The sequence below is a fragment of the Daejeonella sp. genome, assembly GCF_030695525.1.
Lineage (GTDB): Bacteria > Bacteroidota > Bacteroidia > Sphingobacteriales > Sphingobacteriaceae > Daejeonella.
The window spans coordinates 1-18,113 of the sequence record NZ_JAUYSS010000067.1 but is presented as its reverse complement, the minus strand read 5'-3'; the positions used below and the strand labels follow the sequence as shown (position 1 = coordinate 18,113).

Here is an 18,113-nt window from a genome sequence, read left to right as displayed (position 1 = left end):
GATCAGGCAGATATCGCATTTATGATATCATACTGAGTAATAATCTCGATTTCACCTAGTTCACACTCGACCAGTACTGCCATATTATCCTTATTAATTATTGATGTAATCTTATCAATAGAAGTATTCAAATCAACAAAAGGGAAAGAAGATGTCATGATATCCTTTACAGAACCTGATCGAAGTGCGGGGTTCTCCATAACAGAGCTTAGAATATCGCTCTCAGTTATCTTACCTACAATCATTCCTTTTTGAGTGACCGGTATCTGTGAGATATTCAATGACTTAATTGTGTTGATTGCCTGAAGTACTGACTGTTCACAATCAATCGTTACAATTTCCTGACGGCCACGTTTTTTTAAAATAGATTTAGTTGTCAGTTTTTCATCCTTAAGAAAACCCCTTTCCCTCAACCAATCTTCGTTATACATTTTTCCCATATATCTGGATCCGTGGTCATGAAAAATGACTACAACAACATCACCTTCCTTCAACTCATCCTTAAGCTGCATTAAACCGGCAAGTGCTGATCCGGCAGAGTTACCAGCAAATATACCCTCTTTGCGGGCAATCTCTCTGGTCATTAATGCAGCATCCTTATCTGTTACCTTCTCAAAACGGTCAATGATGTCAAAGTCAACATTTTTAGGAAGAAAATCTTCCCCTATTCCCTCTGTAATGTACGGATAGATCTCATTTTTATCGAGGATACCAGTTTCCTTATATTTCTTAAAGACAGAACCATAGGTATCAATTCCCCAAACTTGAATAGCTGGATTTTGTTCTTTGAGGTATCTTCCGGTACCGGATATTGTACCACCTGTTCCCACCCCCACAACCAGATGAGTAATTTTCCCCTCAGTTTGTTTCCATATTTCAGGACCGGTTTCCTCATAATGAGCCTTTGAATTGGAAAGGTTGTCGTATTGATTAGGTTTCCATGAATTCGGAACTTCGCGCTCCAGACGTGAGGATACTGAATAATATGAGCGGGGATCTTCAGGATCAACATTTGTAGGACAAACAATAACCTCAGCCCCAAAAGCACGCAATGCATCAACTTTTTCTTTTGATTGCTTATCAGTGGTTGTGAAAATACACTTATAACCCTTTACAATTGCTGCCATTGCCAATCCCATTCCGGTATTACCGGAAGTTCCCTCAATAATAGTCCCTCCAGGCTTGAGTTTGCCCTCCCGCTCAGCATCTTCAATCATTTTAACCGCCATCCGGTCTTTTATGGAGTTTCCCGGATTGGTAGTTTCAATCTTTGCTAAAACCGTAGCCTTAACATCTTTGGTTATTGAGTTTAATTTGACCAGAGGGGTGTTCCCAATGGTTTCAAGAATATTGTTATACCACATAACACAAAAATAAGCATTTAAGCCCGAAACAACAGAATAAATGCCAAATGGGAATAAAATCAAAATAATATTTTATGTATATTACTAAGACAAAATAATATACCATAATACTACTATTTCAGTAGTCTAAACCATTGGAAATTCGGGAAAAAACAGAAGAAAAATTAAGCCCGCATCCAGGATTCTGAAATAAAAAATTCTTAAATGAAATTGATTAGAATTTCAAATGCTTAACCGTTAAGCCATTATTGATCAGTTGCTTTAATGAATCAACACCTATCCTGAGGTGATTCTCAACAAAATTTTCAGTCACAACCGAATCACTTTCTGCTGTTTTTACGCCTTCCGGGATCATCGGCTGATCAGATACTAGTAACAAGGCACCCGTTGGTATTTTATTGGCAAATCCAGTAGTAAAAATGGTTGCAGTTTCCATATCAACGGCCATTGCACGTAAACTTTTGAGATATTTCTTAAAGGTCTTATCATGCTCCCATACCCTGCGATTTGTGGTATAAACTGTGCCTGTCCAGTAATCTAATGAGTGATCACGAATAGTTGTAGAAATAGCCTTTTGCAAGGCGAAGGCAGGCAGGGCCGGAACTTCAGCCGGTAAATAATCATTCGATGTACCCTCTCCCCTGATGGCAGCAATGGGAAGGATCAGATCACCTATTTTATTTTTTTTCTTTATGCCCCCGCATTTTCCCAAAAACAATACTGCTTTAGGCCTGATTGCGGTAAGCAGATCCATCATTGTTGCTGCCATCGGACTGCCCATTCCAAAATTAATCAATGTGATCCCATTTGCAGTAACACTCTGCATTGGTTTATCCATCCCTTTAATTGGAGCATTATCATTCCATTCTGAAAAAAGTGTCAGGTATCTGGAAAAATTTGTGAGCAAAATAAAACTACTGAACTCAGCAAGGGGTCTACCGGTATAGCGTGGCAACCAATTAGCGACTATATCCTCCTTAATCTTGAGACCGGATTTTACAGGTGTTTCAATTTCACTATTCTTTTTAATAGAAGAGGCTGGCTCAGATTTATGATCTTTCTTTTCCATAATTAGTAACTAATTCATCAAACAAAAAACCCCGGTTTTGATCCGGGGCTTATTTTATGCAACTTTTAACTTTTTCAGATCAGATTTCTCAAATTTATCTTTCGCATAATCGAGTGTAATGAACAACTCCTTACCACTTTTCCCAGAAGGTGTTTCATACATTGCATCGATCATAATCGCTTCACAAATAGAACGTAAACCCCTGGCCCCCAATTTGAATTCCATGGCTTTATCAACAATAAATTCCATTACCTCTTTATCAAACTCAAGCTTTACATTTTCATATTCAAATAGCTTTTTATATTGCTTGATCAATGAATTTCTCGGTACTTCCAGGATGCTAAGCAAGGTTTCCCGGTCTAAAGGATTTAGGTGGGTAATCACCGGTAATCTGCCAATTAGTTCAGGAATAAGTCCGAAGGACTTCAGATCCTGAGGGGTAATATATTTATAAAGATTTTTAAGATCAATATTCAATTCATCTTTATCTACCTTATAACCTACAGTTTGAGTACGAAGCCTGTTGGCAATTTTCTTCTCTATCCCATCAAATGCACCACCACAAATGAAAAGGATATTATTGGTATTCACCGGAATCATCTTTTGATCGGGATGTTTCCTTCCTCCCTGTGGGGGAACATTAACTATCGTCCCTTCCAGAATCTTTAACAAGGCTTGTTGTACTCCTTCACCTGATACATCACGTGTAATTGAGGGGTTATCACTCTTGCGGGCAATCTTATCAACCTCATCAATGTAAACTATACCACGTTCTGCAGAAGTTACATCATAATCGGCTGCCTGTAATAAACGGGTTAGGATACTTTCCACATCTTCACCTACATAACCTGCTTCAGTTAATACCGTAGCATCACATATACAAAAAGGAACATTTAAAACTTTGGCAATTGTTTTGGCAAGAAGGGTTTTTCCAGTACCTGTTTCGCCAACCATGATAATATTGGACTTCTCAATCTCAACCTCATCCTTACCTATCTTTTGATTCAATCGTTTATAGTGATTATAAACAGCTACAGAAAGAATTTTTTTTGCCTGATCCTGTCCAATAACATACTGATCAAGGTGAGTTTTTAACTCAACAGGCTTCAAAAGGGTTTCGAATGTCTGGGTTGATTTGGCTTTCCGGACATTAAGTTCCTCCGCCAAAATCTGATTCGCTTGCGTGACACACTTATCACAAATATGGGCATCAAGACCCGCGATCAGCATTAGTGTATCCTGCTTGCCAGAGCCACAGAATGAACATTTAATATCCTTATTTCCTTTACTCATTATTTTTTATCTCCGGTTCCAACTAATACCTCATCAATCATACCAAATTCTTTGGCTTCATTAGCAATCATCCAATAGTCACGGTCTGAAGCTTTCTCCACCCACTCATATGTTTGGCCTGAATGCTTGGCGATGATGTCATAGAGTTCCTTCTTAAGTTTAAGCATCTCACGAAGATTGATTTCCATATCAGCAGCAACTCCCTGAGCTCCGCCTGATGGCTGATGAATCATCACCCTGGAGTGTGGCAATGCTGCCCTCTTACCTTTTGTTCCTGCACAAAGTAATACTGCTGCCATTGAAGCTGCCATACCGGTACATATTGTGGCAACATCCGGACTAATGTACTGCATGGTATCATAGATACCTAAACCTGCATAAACAGAGCCTCCCGGTGAATTAATGTAGATCTGGATATCCCGCTTTGCATCAGTTGACTGCAAAAACAACAATTGAGCCTGGATAATATTGGCTATCCCTTCGTGAACAGCATCACCCAAAAAGATGATCCTATCCATCATTAAACGTGAAAACACATCCATTTGTGCTACGTTTAACTGACGTTCCTCTATAATATAAGGTGTCATAGCTGTAGGAATGGAAGCATTTTGAACCCTTCCAATAAAGCTATCTACATGCTGACTGCCGATACGATGATGTTTAACGGCATATTTCCTGAATTCATTCTTATCTATGTTCATTTTTGAATTTATAATTATTATTTAATATTTATTTCGAAAGAGTATAAAAAAATGATCGAAATAAATGGCCATAATTAAACCAAAAAGAATCAAATTATTTTAACTCCAGAAACTTATTATATTCTATGTCTTTTTTATCTAAGGTAATAACACCCTTCAGATATTCAAATACATGTTGTGCTTTTACTTCCTCAAAAATACGATTTGCATTCTCTTTATTTTGTAAGAACTGAGCAGTATACTGTCCCAATTGCTCTTCAGAAAGTGGTTGCGGACTATACATACGGAACTGTCCGTCAAGGCGATTTTTAGCAGCAGCAAACACTTCCTCGTACTTGATCTCCAATTTATTATCCTTGATAATCTTGTTTTCGATCAAAGTCCAGCGTAGATTACGTGCAAAGTCATCATAACCCTTTTCCAATTCCTCTTCACTCAGCTTCTCATTCGTTGCTTTTAACCAGCGTTTCAGGAAATCGTCGGGAAGGCTAAGTTTAACCTTATCCAATCCAAACTGGAACAAATCTGCCTGAAGTTTCTGGTCAGCATTCTGAACCATCATACTTTCAAGCTCTTCCCTGATTTTCTGCTCAAATTCAACTTCTGTCTTTACAACATTTTCACCGAATATCTTGTCAAAAAATTCCTGGTTCAGATCGCCTTCTTCCAGTCGATTAATATTTTTAACTGATAATTTAAATTTAGACTTAAGGTCCTGCGCATCCTCTTCAGAAATATTCAGAAGCTTTGCAATGATTGTTTCATTGCTGCCAAATGCCTTTTGAATATCCAGAACCACCTCATCGTCTTTTTTAAGACCAATCAATGATTTCTTAATCTTCGAATCTTCTACCTGATCTAAACGAACAGATGCCGTATTCGAAATACCTCCTTCAAAAACAGAACCATCTGCAGCAATTTGACTTAAATCTGCATAGATAACATCATCATCTGCCGATACGTCAGGATTTGACATTTTGCCATAACTTTTTCTAAGGTTTTTGATTCTTGAAGCAAGTGTATCCTTATCAACTTTAACCTGATAATGAGTTAATTTATCTTTGGAAGTAAAATCAAGCTCAAATTCAGGTGCTATACCCAGTTCATAAATAAACTCGAATTCATCGGTAAAATCCCAGTTAAATTCTTTGCTGTCATCAATTTTTGGTAATGGCTGACCAAGAACTTCAATCTTATTCTCGCTGATGTAATTACTCAAAGTATCATTCAGGATCGTGTTAATCTCATCAACCAGAATATTCTTCCCGTACATCTTTTTAATATGGGCGGCTGGAACCATTCCCGGACGAAAACCCGGTAGTTTGGCCTTTTTCGCCTGCGCCTTGATCGCCTTTTCTACGCGTTCTTTGTAATCTTCAGGATTAATCTTAACAGTAAGTACAGAATTCAGTTTGTCTATTTTGTCCTGTGTAATGTTCATTTTGTATGTTTTATGTCGTTTTTGTTTATACAAAAATTCCCCGGTTTGTAGCCGGGGAATTATTCTGTGCGGATGAAGGGACTCGAACCCCCACGCCGTGAAGCGCCAGATCCTAAGTCTGGTGCGGCTACCAATTACGCCACATCCGCATTTTAGGATTATTTTCCAAAATTTTACGGAACCTGAACACTGTTATTGGTTAACGATATTCATCATTATTCCGATATATTTCGGTCGGCAAAAATAACGTTTTTCTATCTAACTACAAAATGATTTATGCTTATTATTTCAGTATGTCTGATTATTATAGCCATAGTGATCTCAAATAAGTAGGGCTAAGTTGCAGCCTGCTACCATACCAGGAGAACATTTCACCGTCAACAATGGATACCCGGGCATCAGGACAAATACTTTTAATTTCCCTAACATGTTCATCTTTAAATGGATAGGGTTCGGAAGAAAGAAAGATTCGCTCAGGTTTGATATCTCTTAACTGATTCGCTGTAATTTCCGGATAGCGGTCAGCACTAATCACATTCTCAAACCCTCCTCTGCTTAAAATATCATCAATAAAAGTGTGTTTTCCTGCAAGCATGTAGGGGTTCTTCCAAATAAAATAGGCAGTTCTGACCGGCTTATGTAGATTCTTCAATTTCAAAAACTGTTCATTGATATCATCTGCAATTACAGCGGCTTTTTCTGATCTGCCTGTCAATTCACCAATCTGCTTGATCATATCAATCGCTTCAGGCAGAATCTGTATGTCGCTCATCCAAACAGGAAATTCCTTCATCAGTTCCTCTATCTGGGTTCTGTCATTCTCTTCTTTGTTCCCAATAATTAGATCAGGCTTTAATTCGTGAATCTTATTAATATCCAGCATTTTCGTACCACCAATTTTGGTGGTTAGCTTAAATTTTTCCCAGGGATGAATACAAAATTTTGTAATACCAACTATTTCTGTGGCCAAACCCAATTCAAAAAGTAATTCTGTTTGTGATGGAACCAGAGAAATAATTCGTAGAGGAGGATATGGAACGGAAATTAGCCTTCCCATCTGATCGGTAAATCTGCGCTTTTGCATACTTTTACAATTAAGCTAATTTTTATAAATGCCTAAATGGATCCAATATTTTCTGCTGTTATTATCGCTTACAGGCTATATTTTGATTGGATATCATATTGAAAGATCAGATTTTCTGCAAATTATTGGCGTTTACAGTTCATTATTTCTGATTGCTTTTATTCTTCAAAAATACAACACTCCTGATAATTTCAGGGTTTTGTTGTTAAGTGGTATCCTCTTTCGGTTTTGCCTGATCTTTTCTATTCCTGCTCTTTCTGATGATTTTTATCGTTTTGTATGGGACGGAAGGATTCAGCACTTAGGAATTAACCCCTTCGACTTTACTCCGGCACAATTTATTAAACAGCATGCCGATCCATTGCTGCACAAAATCTTTCCTTATCTCAACTCTCCTGATTATTATAGCGTCTATCCACAAATTTGCCAGTCGATTTTTAAAATTGCCTCCGGAATTGGCGGTGATAGTCTGTATCGGACTGTTGTTATTTTAAAATCTGCAATCTTTCTTTCTGAACTGGGCACGATCCTACTTTTAAAAAAACTTCTTTCAGCAAGAATCAAAACTAATTCACTTCAACTGATCTATACTCTGAACCCATTGGTAATTATAGAACTCAGTGGAAATATACATTTTGAAGCATTTATGATCTTATTTATGCTGCTTGCAGTTTGGCTGATTAATAATCAGAGGTATATCAGTTCAGCCGGAGCATTGTCACTAGCCATTCAGGCGAAATTATTGCCTCTGATTTTTATTCCTTTACTCTTCCGACAAATAGGCCTGAAAAAGACCATTAAATATGCAATTGTTTGCCTGATTATCACATCAGTCCTGAGTCTTTTATTACTTAATTCCACAGAGCGATTTGCTCATTTTGCAGAAAGCCTGAGGCTTTATTACGGTAAATTCGAATTTAATGGAAGCATTTATCTTCTCTTCAGATCCATTGGCCAGGGTATACTTGCTTATAATCCCATCGCTGTATTAAGTAAGATTATGTTCCTTTTTGCTCTGTCAGGAATGATTTGGGCTTACTCCAAAAAATTTGAGCTTTTAAATGGTATGTTCTGGCTGCTGATTATTTATATGGCCTTCTCTGCTGTAATTCATCCCTGGTATCTAACACCCCTGGTAGCACTGTCAGCCTTTATCAGATTTCGTTTTGCATTAATATGGTCAGCAATGATACCTTTAAGCTATTATACTTATAGCGTGATCCCTTACAGGGAAAATTATTGGTTTACCGGGATTGAATATCTTATCGTTATCGGATTCCTTATTTGGGAACTTAATAATCAGGAATCATCACAAATCTTAACCTGAATATTTCAAAATTATTCGTCGTAGAAGTCCTGCAATGCACCAAAATAATTCAGATTCCATCCGTCAATCATGTCATCAATATCAGAATCGGGGATATTGGTATGTCTGAGTTCAACTGAAGTGCCGTTTTTGTCGGGATGGAGGATAAATGTCACAATTGATTCTTCCTGCTGATCTCCAAAATACCATTGTTGAACAATTTTCCTGTTTTCTACAAACTCAATATTTTTCCCGCAAATACTATCATCCCAAAGTGAAAACTCTGAGCCGGGCTGAGTGCTCATGATCGCTTCAGCTCCGGTCCATAAAGAAATGGTCAGAGGATTGGTCAATGCGAGGTAAACCTCCTCTGGGCTTGCCTGGATGAGGTAATATTTCTTAAAATCTTTCATAATTGTGAAATGCAAATCTAAGACAAATGCCCTGATAATTTTATCCGGCGAAATGAATTAATATCCCATACATATCTAGGTCCAAATATGCGAAAATCACTTTTTATATATTTTTTTGCAACATTTTGTAATAGCTGTCGTCATATAGTCAAGTAAAGCAATAGGAAATGTAGCAATCTATGGTAAGTCAGGATCAAAATATTAAAAATCAGTCTATTAGCCCAGAGCGCAGACCTATAACTTTAAAACTAAGTTATATACCTGATCATGTCCCTCATATAGCTGATGCCCTTGATTTTGTTATTGAAAAACTGCAATTCATACCAACTGAAAAGTTCTTTTTAAGTGAGGCCCCGAAAAATGAGCCCATTCACTTGAGAGATAGTAATGGTAATTTATTAACCCTTATTATGCAGGAAATTGAATATAAGCCCGAATTCAATTATATCATTTTTCATACAAATGATTGCCTGAGGGATTACCACAAATATACTCTTGCAGGGGTTGAATTTATTAGCAGGCCTGAATATACTGCTGCAGGCCTGAGGGTAGATTTCCTTGGACATAAAGAAAACCGGTATACTTTACTGGAAGAAAGAATATATACAGATATATAGTTCAAAAGAAAATGAAATACTTACGTGTACTTAAGAATAAAAATCAGATATCAAGCGAAACTGTAAAGCAAGCTTATTATCCGGAGCACATAAGCAACTTTTCGATGCAAATGGTATTTAGTGGTAATTCAACTTATGATATCGGGAAAAGACATTTAAATCTATATCCTGACTGTTTTCTTGCTCTGAATAAGGGCACACAATATTCCAGTAAGGTAGATTCCAATATACCGGTGAATATGCTTTCAATCTCCTTTGCTCCTGAATTTCTGAGTGATTTTTACAGAACCCAGCATAAAAATATTAACGCACTACTGGATGACCCTTTCAATTCAACTGAGCATTCTGAGGGATTCTTTTTAGAAACTATCTATCCCTTTTCAGGTGATATGAAGTATAACATCCTGAACCTTAAAAACCAACTTGAACTGGAATCGCCTGATGATCTTCTTATCAATGAATATCTCCACCATAGCCTGATCAACTACTTTAAAATCTACAATAAAGAAGTTTCTAATAAATCAGAAAATCTTAGTTTTCTGAATAAAAGCACAAAGATCGAAATACTCAAACGTCTCACTTTTGCAAAAGAATACATCTCGAGCAATTACAATAAAAATATAGCTCTTGACGATATTGCGCAGACTGCCTGTTTATCTGTAAATCATTTATTGCGTACATTCAAACAGGCTTATGGCATATCCCCACATCAATACCTGATAAAAGTAAGGATAAACAGATCAAAATATCTGCTCATAAACACAAAATACACGCTGAACGAAATCGTGGAAATAGTTGGATTTGAATGTCCAAGTTCATTTATAAGACTTTTCAAAACGATGAACGGTATCACTCCCGGGAAATATCGCCTGAATCTTCAAGCGAGCTAATTTAGCTTTTCCCTGCAGTAAGGGAATTCAATCTTTCTGAATTTGCCGTTTACACCACCTTCAATCCAGGCCAGAACATTGCTTGCTGATTGGGATTGATAGGAAATTCGCTGAGGAAAATCATGATTCTTATTTTCAAAAACAAAAAATACATCCTTCGTCGAAATTAATCTGAACCTAACTGTAGAATCATTACCTGCTCCATTTCCGCTTGGTTCATGATAAATACGAACAGCAGACTCATATATTTTTATCGTTTCAAGTAAGGTACTGTCACCTGCATTACTTATCGAAAAACTGATCCCATCCATCCCTGAATCTTTGCTCATTTTTCTCCTTAACAAAATTTAACAGACCATAAGTTGAATGATTTCAAAAATTTCAATTTTCTAGTTCTAAAACAGAAATTATCAAACAGGATAATTAATCATATTTAATTAATTATCAATTAGTTAAAATAAATTAATTAACATTTCATAGACACTATCAAAAAATATCAGAACCTGAAAGTATTTACTCCAAATGGAATCAATGGTGTTTTTTGCCTATGTGCAAGGCTGATTTTATATGGAAATTTAGACCAGAAAATTAAATTAAAAAAACACAAAAATGAACCTTAAATCAATTATGTTTTATACTGTACTATGTGCAGTTCTAACAACCTCATCATTCGCAAAAAATCGTCCTGCACCTAATGTTAAAAATGTAATCAATGAATATGCAGAAAGCCATGTAAACACCGACGCTGCCAAACTAGGCAGAATCCTCAGTTCGGATGCAGTTTTGAAATTTTCAAAAGGTGATGAAGTACTCTCCCAGAGTCAAATTTCAATCATGAAGATTATGAAACAGAATGAGGGAATTAAGCAAAATTGTTCCACTACTATTGATGTAATTGCTAGCGGTTCTGCTTTGGCAATGGCAAAAGTGAACTTTATTTATGAAGATTTCGTGATTGAAAACTTCCTGACCCTTGAGCTTGACAGGAATGGAAAATGGAAGATTACCCGGATAAACAAGTTCTTTACACCAACAGAACCCGGGGATGTCCTGACTAGGAGATGATAATAAATTCATGCTTTGAATGAGTATCCAAAAATTTGGGGGGCAATCAAAAAAATATTTAAATGCACACTATGATTTTTTACATGCTAGAAACCACATTCAATGCAATATTTTAAAAAATCCTATGATTAATTTGCCTAATTTTAGAGAAACTTATTGTGCGTTCAATTTCAAAGTTTATCACGTAAAATAAATAGGAACAAGCATGTTGAATGATGAAAATCCTGTAAAATCTGAACGATATAGCAGCAGGTACACCAGAGGATTCCTGAGAATGCTTACGAATGAGGGTCAAGCACAGACAGATAAGTTCGTTGAACAGTTTTACGAATCAAAAAACTATCAGGAAAGGCTGGAAGCTGTAAAATACCTCATCAGTGTTAAAGGCAAATACAGCTATCCGGAGAAGGTGTTGGCGGACGCCCTTAAGGACTTCTGTTCTCAGGTAAAAGTTTATGTTTTAAAACATTTAAAATTTTCAGGGCTAATTGACCCTAATATCAAGGATTGTTTGACAGATATTGCACAAAACGATGAGAAGCTGCAATTGAGGGCTCTTGCCCTGGAGCGACTCTCTGAATTTAATGATCCGGAACACTATGATTTATTTTTCTCAACTTCTTTGTTAAAAGGCTCAAAGGAATCATCAGCCGGCTTAAAAGGATTATATAAGCTGGATAAGGAAAAGGCATATCAGATGGCTAAATTCAGAACGGAGTCATCTAGTGGAAATCTGGATATTGCCATTGCTGAAATTTTTCAGAATGAAGGTGACACAAATGACCTTAGTTTTATTAAACAACGTCTGAAAGCCCGCAACAAATTCAATAAAATTGAGCTAATCAGGATATACCTTAGGTTTTTGGGTCGGTTAGAGATTGATTCAATCATCAGAAGTAATATTTTATTCATTAGTGAAGATATCCTCTCAACATCGAACCGGGAACTGGTACAGCTTCTAATTATGGAACTTCATCATTTTATTTCAAGCTTTCACAATTATTTAAGTAAAAATCAAGACCTGCTGAAATATTTGAACAAAACGATCGATATTCTGCTCGAAAAAAAATATATGAACCAAGGTCAGAATGATCCATTTGGTCCAATTTAAAACAGAAAGGATAATAAAAAAGCCCCCCGAATTAAATAAATCGGGGGGCTTTTTTATTATTTAAAACAGTGAGAATAATTATTTAGCACTATTTTTCTTCTCAGTAACTTCATTTCTAATTTCTTGAGCAAGATTTTTTAAATCCTGCATTCCTTTACGAACTCTTGTTCCGGCTGCACTGTTACCTGAATTGTAGAATTTGGTTGCATCAACTTCAACTGAAGCTAGCAAATTTTTCATTTTTGTAAATTTGTCCATCGTTATTTTTTTTGTTTAAACAAATCTAATTTAATTACAGAAATTGACAAGTCATTTTTGTATTTTTTTTCAAGTCCCTGATCATTCAGAGTGAAATTTCGAAAAATAGCTATTGAATCTGATTATTAATTGTTAATAATTAGGTGATGCGAATCATTTTTTTCAATGCCCATAATCAATTAATAGTCAGCTTAGAAACTCTTAGTTTTATACATTATAAACCTATAAAAACAAAAGGAGGAACAAACCATGACTTTAGCAAAAAGAAAAGGCTTATTTACAGATTTCTTTGACAATGAACGCTTCTTTGACATCTTTCCAAAGGAATTGGTAAATCGAACCCCCTCAGTAAACATTATTGAGAATGGCAAAAAATTCAAAATTGAACTAAGTGCTCCGGGTCTTAAAAAAGGTGATTTTCAGATTGACATTGATAACAACATTTTAACAATCAGTGCTGAAAAGGAAGAAGATAAAGAAGAAGAAAACGAGCAATTTACAAAAAGAGAATTTAGTTATTCATCCTTCAGCCGGTCATTTATATTACCAGAAAGTGTTGATAATAATCAGGTTAAAGCTAAATATGAAGACGGTCTATTAAAAATTGACATTGAAAAGAAGGAAGATGCTAAACAAAGTCGTAAAAAGCAGGTTAAAGTATCCTGATTTACACTAAAAAGCCGGAAAATTCAACTATTTCCGGCTTTTTAGTAAAAAATATACTCTCTGGTTTTTCCATTCAATTCATTGTCACTCATTTATTATGCATACGGATACCTATTGAAAATATAAATATGGCCTGGAAAAAGAAAAAATAATATGGCGCGATTTTAGACTTATAAGAGTTTATACATTCTATTATTTTTTACTGAACCGTAATACTCCGGTTTAAAAACCTGCTAAATTTGGTTTAATGAACTGGCATAATCTAAATATTACCGAAATTTATAAATTACTGGATAGTTCAGCTTCCGGTCTGGATCAGAATAAGGCGAAACTACTCCTCGCAAAATCCGGTAAAAATCTAATCCAGGAAGGTAAAAAGAAGACTGTATGGAATATTATGTTTCATCAGGTCAGCGATTTCATGATCCTGATTCTGATCATTGCTGCAGTAATTTCAGGTATCGCAGGTGATTTAACCGACACTGTAATTATTCTTATTATTATTATTCTCAATGCATTTGCCGGATTCATCCAGGAGTACCGTGCTGAAAAAGCAATGGAAGCCCTGAAAAAAATGGCAAGCAGTCAGGCCATTGTTCTAAGAAATCAGAAAGCCGGAAAAATAAATGCTATGGATCTGGTTCCCGGAGATATAATCCGTTTAGAAGCTGGCGATGTCATACCTGCTGATATCCGGTTTATCAAAGTTCAATCCCTGAAAGTCGATGAATCAACGCTAACCGGTGAGTCTGAAAATGTTGAAAAGAATATTAACAAGCTGAAATCTGAAAATTTAGTGCTTGCCGACAGGACAAATATGGGTTTCAAAGGCACGTTTGTAACCAATGGACATGGGACGGCAATTGTTGTGGAAACAGGGATGCAAACTGAACTTGGCCATATTGCATCTATGATCCAGATTGCAGATAATAGTACACCCCTTCAGAAGCGACTGGCAGCCTTTGGAAAACGCCTCTCATTAATAATTCTTCTGATCTGTGCAGTAATATTTGTTGCCGGTTGGTTAAGAGGGGAAGGATTAACCGAAATGCTTTTGATCTCTATTTCACTCGCCGTTGCTGCGATTCCTGAAGCTTTGCCCGCACTTATTACTATTTCACTTGCACTTGGGGCTAAGAAACTGGTTAAACAACATGTACTCATCCGTAAACTTCCTGCGGTCGAAACTCTGGGCTCAGTAAGCTATATCTGCACAGATAAGACCGGCACACTGACCATCAATAAAATGACAGTCAAAAAGACTTATGAAGCTGACCATCAGGTTAAGGCAATCTTTTCAACTGAAAAGAATAATCTCCTTTCTGTTATGGCTCTGAATAATGACATCATAAAAAGTGATAAAGGCGAATGGCTTGGTGATTCCACTGAACTGGCATTAGTTCAATATGCCTCCTCAAAGGGATATGAAAAGCTAAAATTAGAAAAAGAATTTCCAAGAGTTGCTGAGATTCCTTTTGATTCTCAACGAAAATGCATGAGCACATTCCATCAATCCGGTGATGGAATAATCATGATCACGAAGGGTGGCATGGATGTCTTACTTGGTAAATTGACCCATCAAAAAGGGAATCAACATTCTGAATTTGAGGAAGAACAAAATGCTTTGTCTGCCAGCGGGCATCGTGTGCTGGGTTATGCATACAAGCTTCTTCCTAAAATGCCGGATAAAATAAATCCAAAAGAGCTGGAGTCATCTTTAACAATGATTGGATTCGCTGGAATGATCGATCCGCCGCGTGAAGAGGCCAGGCAGGCCATATCTCAGTGTAAAGATGCAGGTATCAAGCCCGTAATGATTACCGGTGATCATAAGCTAACTGCTGCGGCAATTGCCAATGATCTGGGAATCATCAGTTCTGATGATGATCTGGTTATGACCGGGGCTGAATTATCTGATCTTAGTGAATCAGAATTCAACGCAATTGTTGAAAAAATTAGCGTCTATGCCCGTGTTAACCCTGAGCAAAAATTAAGAATAATCCAGGCATTGCAAGGCAAGAATAATTTTGTAGCCATGACCGGTGATGGCGTTAATGATGCGCCTGCGCTTAAAAATGCAGATATCGGCATTGCAATGGGAATCAATGGCACTGAAGTTTCAAAACAGGCCGCTCATATGATCCTGCTTGATGATAATTTTGCTACTATTATAAAAGCCATCCGGCATGGCCGAAGAATATATGACAATATTTTAAAATTCATTAAGTACATAATGACCGGAAATTCAGGTGAAATCTGGGCTATTTCCCTAGCGCCATTTCTGGGACTACCGATTCCGCTGCTTGCCATTCATATCTTATGGATAAATCTGATAACCGATGGACTTCCGGGTCTTGCCCTGGCTTCAGAACCTGCAGAAACGAACATCATGAAACGTCCCCCGCACAATCCTTCAAAAAATATATTTGGCGGAAGCATGGCCTGGCATATTCTCTGGGTAGGGTTATTAATGGGAATGGTTACCCTCGCAATACAGGCCTGGGCTGTGTATAATAATAACCCTTACGGACAAACTATGGCCTTCTCCGTTTTATGCTTCAGCCAGTTGGGACATGTAATGGCCATTCGTTCAAAAAGGGATTCCATATTTAAAATAGGGGTATTTTCAAACAAACCAATGTTGGTTGCCTTGCTGGTCACTGTTTCTCTTCAATTCATGATCATTTATGTACCGTTTTTCAACCCGATTTTCAGAACACAAGCTTTACCACTTTATGAATTGCTGATTACCATTACGGCATCAGCTATTGTATTCTGGGCGGTAGAGCTTGAAAAAATTATAAAAATGAGCTTGAAAAAAGCCCATTCAATAAAAAAACGGGAATGAGATGAAATCAAATGGCATCATTGATGACTTTAAAGACTGTAAATAAGATTTAAAACTACCATGCTAATTATTATTTTGGAGTATAAACCACAAGGCCATCGTTCAGGGTACCAAGCCATTTTCTACCATACTTATCTTTAGCCATTGAAAGTATACCTGAACTGACTCCGGGCATACTTATACTCTTAGTTTGGGCTGATCCGAAAACTGAGAGGCTTGTTCCTCCTACCCATAAAACAGAGCCTTCTATTAACAAGGACTTTAATCCGTAAGCGTCTGTTGGCCCCTGCACTTCCTGCCAGGACTTCCCGTCAAATCGAATTAAAGTTTTGACAGCGGTACCACTTAACACGGCGATAAGATTATTATTCAAATCGGATGCTATCGAATATGGCCAGGCAGAGGGAAAGCCAATATCAGGTAAGATAAAACTAGTCCATTTGCCGTCTTTATATTGCTTGATTTTGCCTGTAAAAGAAAAGGGATTAAACATGCCGGCCCATAGATTACCTTCACGATCAGAGGTAAGTGAGATTACAAGATCAGTAAGATAAATTAAAGTCCATTGACCATCTTTATCAATCCTGACAATACCCTCATCTGTACCAACCCATACCCGCCCATTCTTTTGATCGTATGTGATGCAGGTAATTGAATTACTTGCTAAAACGCTATTACCTGAATTAAATACAGACCATTTCTGACCATTATAGCTGGCAATGCCTTTATCTGTACCTACCCAAACCATCCCCTGATCAGTAACAGTAATAGCTCTGATATTATTGGAAGGTAGCAGAGAATTTGCTGAATTAAAGGAATCCCAGGACTCAGCATTGATCCGGATTAGTCCGTTGGCCGTACCGAGCCACTTAACGTCATTCTTATCAATACTCAGCGCATTAATCTGATTATCGGTTAAATTTGAATTGCTTTTATTGTAAATCACCCATTCCGGAAAGTCGGGCTTATTGACATCTTCATCCGGAATTATTGTTTTATCCTTTCTACAGGATGAATAAATAAGAGTAATAATTAAAATCAAATAAATTGAGGTTTTCATACGGAAAGTCTTTTGCTAAATAGACGAACATTTATGAGCTAATGCTACATCAGGGCAGGGAAATGGAGATGTTATTAAGGAAATTTTGTTTGGGGGAAATCATAAGTGTTTGGTAATTTTCTATTGACCTTGAAGTGTAATTTCAGAATTTAAGAATCGGAAGGTTCCAACTTTCCTGGCATCAGTCCTTCGTGGTCCTTAGAATCTTCACTCATACATTCTCCACGGATGTAAAAATTACCCGTAACAAAAAAGGGTCAGCTCAATAGAGCCAACCCCTTCCTAATCAGAAAATGATTAGATAATATTTAAAAACACATTAAAGAGCAAACGATTACATCCACTTGGCAGCAAATCTGTTAAATTCCTGCCTTATCCCATTAATAATCTTTTCTTCCATCAGGTATTGATTATATAATACCACATTTTCTGTAGCACTTGCCTCTGTGATAAATCCCGCAAATTCCTTTACCTGATTCTCGATCTTCTTCAGATTTTCATGGATATTATGTTTCAACTCATCAATATTGTTGTGCTGAATAAGGAACTGATTCTGAAAATATTCAATCTTTACAGCTACCTCAAGACCTGTGTTATTTGCTGCAAGCTCTTCAAGGCGCTTTGTAAGTATGGAGATTTCTTGTTTATAAAAATCTAAACTTCTAAGTGCATCTGTATGCAGGTTATTAATGTGTTTTATATTAATCTCTTTCATAACCAAGTTTATCCAATACTCCAAATCTATAGAATGACTACCGGCAGCTATTATTATGATTTTTCTCACATTCTCTACTTTTACACTGCCCTTGGAATGCTATTAAATGAGTATATTTATTAAGCCTCCCGCTTTGTTTCAGGAGTTAAACCATAGAAATTTATGTGCTTTTCAGCAACAGCAAGTTTTGGATCTGCAGCAGTTTTATTAAT

The 18,113-nt window shown here is 36.8% G+C and carries 18 protein-coding genes and 1 tRNA gene; 7 read left to right on the top strand and 12 right to left on the bottom strand.

Translation table 11 applies throughout. The annotated features are described in order from the left end of the window. Positions 1 to 2: 2 nt before the first annotated feature. The 7 genes from Q8S11_RS15485 to Q8S11_RS15455 all read right to left on the bottom strand — a co-directional run bounded on the left by Q8S11_RS15485 (position 3) and on the right by Q8S11_RS15455 (position 6,952). Positions 3 to 1,364, bottom strand: coding sequence for a pyridoxal-phosphate dependent enzyme (locus tag Q8S11_RS15485; protein ID WP_305663033.1), 1,362 nt, complete (start codon positions 1,362 to 1,364; stop codon positions 3 to 5). Between the two features lie 214 nt (positions 1,365 to 1,578). Then, positions 1,579 to 2,436 carry an AMP nucleosidase gene (locus Q8S11_RS15480; RefSeq protein WP_371135192.1) on the bottom strand — a complete coding sequence of 286 codons (858 nt, stop codon included), beginning with the start codon at positions 2,434 to 2,436 and terminating at the stop codon, positions 1,579 to 1,581. 51 nt (positions 2,437 to 2,487) lie between these two features. Then, a complete protein-coding gene (gene clpX, locus Q8S11_RS15475; RefSeq protein ID WP_305663031.1) occupies positions 2,488 to 3,726 on the bottom strand; it encodes an ATP-dependent Clp protease ATP-binding subunit ClpX in 1,239 nt (412 codons plus the stop codon). Continuing rightward, positions 3,726 to 4,427, bottom strand: a complete 702-nt coding sequence (locus Q8S11_RS15470; RefSeq protein ID WP_305663030.1) for an ATP-dependent Clp protease proteolytic subunit — start codon at positions 4,425 to 4,427, stop codon at positions 3,726 to 3,728. The genes clpX and Q8S11_RS15470 overlap by 1 nt, the downstream gene beginning before the upstream one ends. A 94-nt stretch (positions 4,428 to 4,521) precedes the next feature. After that, positions 4,522 to 5,868, bottom strand: coding sequence for a trigger factor (gene tig, locus Q8S11_RS15465; protein WP_305663029.1), 1,347 nt, complete (start codon positions 5,866 to 5,868; stop codon positions 4,522 to 4,524). 67 nt (positions 5,869 to 5,935) lie between these two features. Next, a tRNA-Leu gene (locus Q8S11_RS15460) sits at positions 5,936 to 6,017 on the bottom strand. Between the two features lie 155 nt (positions 6,018 to 6,172). After that, positions 6,173 to 6,952, bottom strand: a complete 780-nt coding sequence (locus tag Q8S11_RS15455) for a helical backbone metal receptor (protein ID WP_305663028.1) — start codon at positions 6,950 to 6,952, stop codon at positions 6,173 to 6,175. A 28-nt stretch (positions 6,953 to 6,980) separates the two neighbouring features. Here Q8S11_RS15455 and Q8S11_RS15450 point away from each other — a divergent pair, with 28 nt between their 5' ends. Further along, positions 6,981 to 8,279 carry a hypothetical protein gene (locus Q8S11_RS15450; RefSeq protein WP_305663027.1) on the top strand — a complete coding sequence of 433 codons (1,299 nt, stop codon included), beginning with the start codon at positions 6,981 to 6,983 and terminating at the stop codon, positions 8,277 to 8,279. Positions 8,280 to 8,290: 11 nt separating this feature from the next. Here Q8S11_RS15450 and Q8S11_RS15445 read toward each other — a convergent pair whose 3' ends face one another. After that, on the bottom strand, positions 8,291 to 8,671 hold the full coding sequence (locus tag Q8S11_RS15445; RefSeq protein ID WP_305663026.1) for an SRPBCC domain-containing protein: 381 nt from the start codon (positions 8,669 to 8,671) through the stop codon (positions 8,291 to 8,293). Between the two features lie 179 nt (positions 8,672 to 8,850). On the opposite strand from Q8S11_RS15445, the gene Q8S11_RS15440 reads away from it, so the two are divergent. Together Q8S11_RS15440 and Q8S11_RS15435 are read left to right on the top strand one after the other, a co-directional pair. Beyond that, positions 8,851 to 9,288 (top strand): hypothetical protein, encoded by a 438-nt coding sequence (locus tag Q8S11_RS15440; protein ID WP_305663025.1) that lies wholly within the window; start codon positions 8,851 to 8,853, stop codon positions 9,286 to 9,288. 11 nt (positions 9,289 to 9,299) lie between these two features. Then, positions 9,300 to 10,178, top strand: coding sequence for an AraC family transcriptional regulator (locus Q8S11_RS15435; protein WP_305663024.1), 879 nt, complete (start codon positions 9,300 to 9,302; stop codon positions 10,176 to 10,178). On the opposite strand, the gene Q8S11_RS15430 is transcribed toward Q8S11_RS15435, so the two are convergent. Beyond that, entirely contained in the window at positions 10,175 to 10,507 is a 333-nt protein-coding gene (locus tag Q8S11_RS15430; protein ID WP_305663023.1) for a DUF6265 family protein, read from the bottom strand. The genes Q8S11_RS15435 and Q8S11_RS15430 overlap by 4 nt on opposite strands. A gap of 280 nt (positions 10,508 to 10,787) precedes the next feature. Here Q8S11_RS15430 and Q8S11_RS15425 point away from each other — a divergent pair, with 280 nt between their 5' ends. Both Q8S11_RS15425 and Q8S11_RS15420 read left to right on the top strand, forming a co-directional pair. After that, on the top strand, positions 10,788 to 11,243 hold the full coding sequence (locus Q8S11_RS15425) for a nuclear transport factor 2 family protein (protein ID WP_305663022.1): 456 nt from the start codon (positions 10,788 to 10,790) through the stop codon (positions 11,241 to 11,243). Between the two features lie 205 nt (positions 11,244 to 11,448). Continuing rightward, positions 11,449 to 12,354 carry a hypothetical protein gene (locus Q8S11_RS15420; protein WP_305663021.1) on the top strand — a complete coding sequence of 302 codons (906 nt, stop codon included), beginning with the start codon at positions 11,449 to 11,451 and terminating at the stop codon, positions 12,352 to 12,354. A 78-nt stretch (positions 12,355 to 12,432) separates the two neighbouring features. Here Q8S11_RS15420 and Q8S11_RS15415 read toward each other — a convergent pair whose 3' ends face one another. Further along, positions 12,433 to 12,612, bottom strand: a complete 180-nt coding sequence (locus tag Q8S11_RS15415; protein ID WP_305663020.1) for a histone H1 — start codon at positions 12,610 to 12,612, stop codon at positions 12,433 to 12,435. 249 nt (positions 12,613 to 12,861) lie between these two features. Here Q8S11_RS15415 and Q8S11_RS15410 point away from each other — a divergent pair, with 249 nt between their 5' ends. Then, a complete protein-coding gene (locus tag Q8S11_RS15410) occupies positions 12,862 to 13,278 on the top strand; it encodes an Hsp20/alpha crystallin family protein (RefSeq protein WP_305663019.1) in 417 nt (138 codons plus the stop codon). Between the two features lie 247 nt (positions 13,279 to 13,525). Next, positions 13,526 to 16,126, top strand: coding sequence for a cation-translocating P-type ATPase (locus Q8S11_RS15405; RefSeq protein ID WP_305663018.1), 2,601 nt, complete (start codon positions 13,526 to 13,528; stop codon positions 16,124 to 16,126). Positions 16,127 to 16,196: 70 nt separating this feature from the next. Here the strand turns inward: Q8S11_RS15405 and Q8S11_RS15400 are convergent, their stop codons facing one another. Together Q8S11_RS15400 and Q8S11_RS15395 are read right to left on the bottom strand one after the other, a co-directional pair. Continuing rightward, positions 16,197 to 17,186, bottom strand: coding sequence for a two-component regulator propeller domain-containing protein (locus tag Q8S11_RS15400; RefSeq protein WP_305663017.1), 990 nt, complete (start codon positions 17,184 to 17,186; stop codon positions 16,197 to 16,199). A 334-nt stretch (positions 17,187 to 17,520) separates the two neighbouring features. Further along, positions 17,521 to 17,901 (bottom strand): hypothetical protein, encoded by a 381-nt coding sequence (locus Q8S11_RS15395; RefSeq protein ID WP_305663016.1) that lies wholly within the window; start codon positions 17,899 to 17,901, stop codon positions 17,521 to 17,523. Positions 17,902 to 18,113 lie beyond the last annotated feature (212 nt).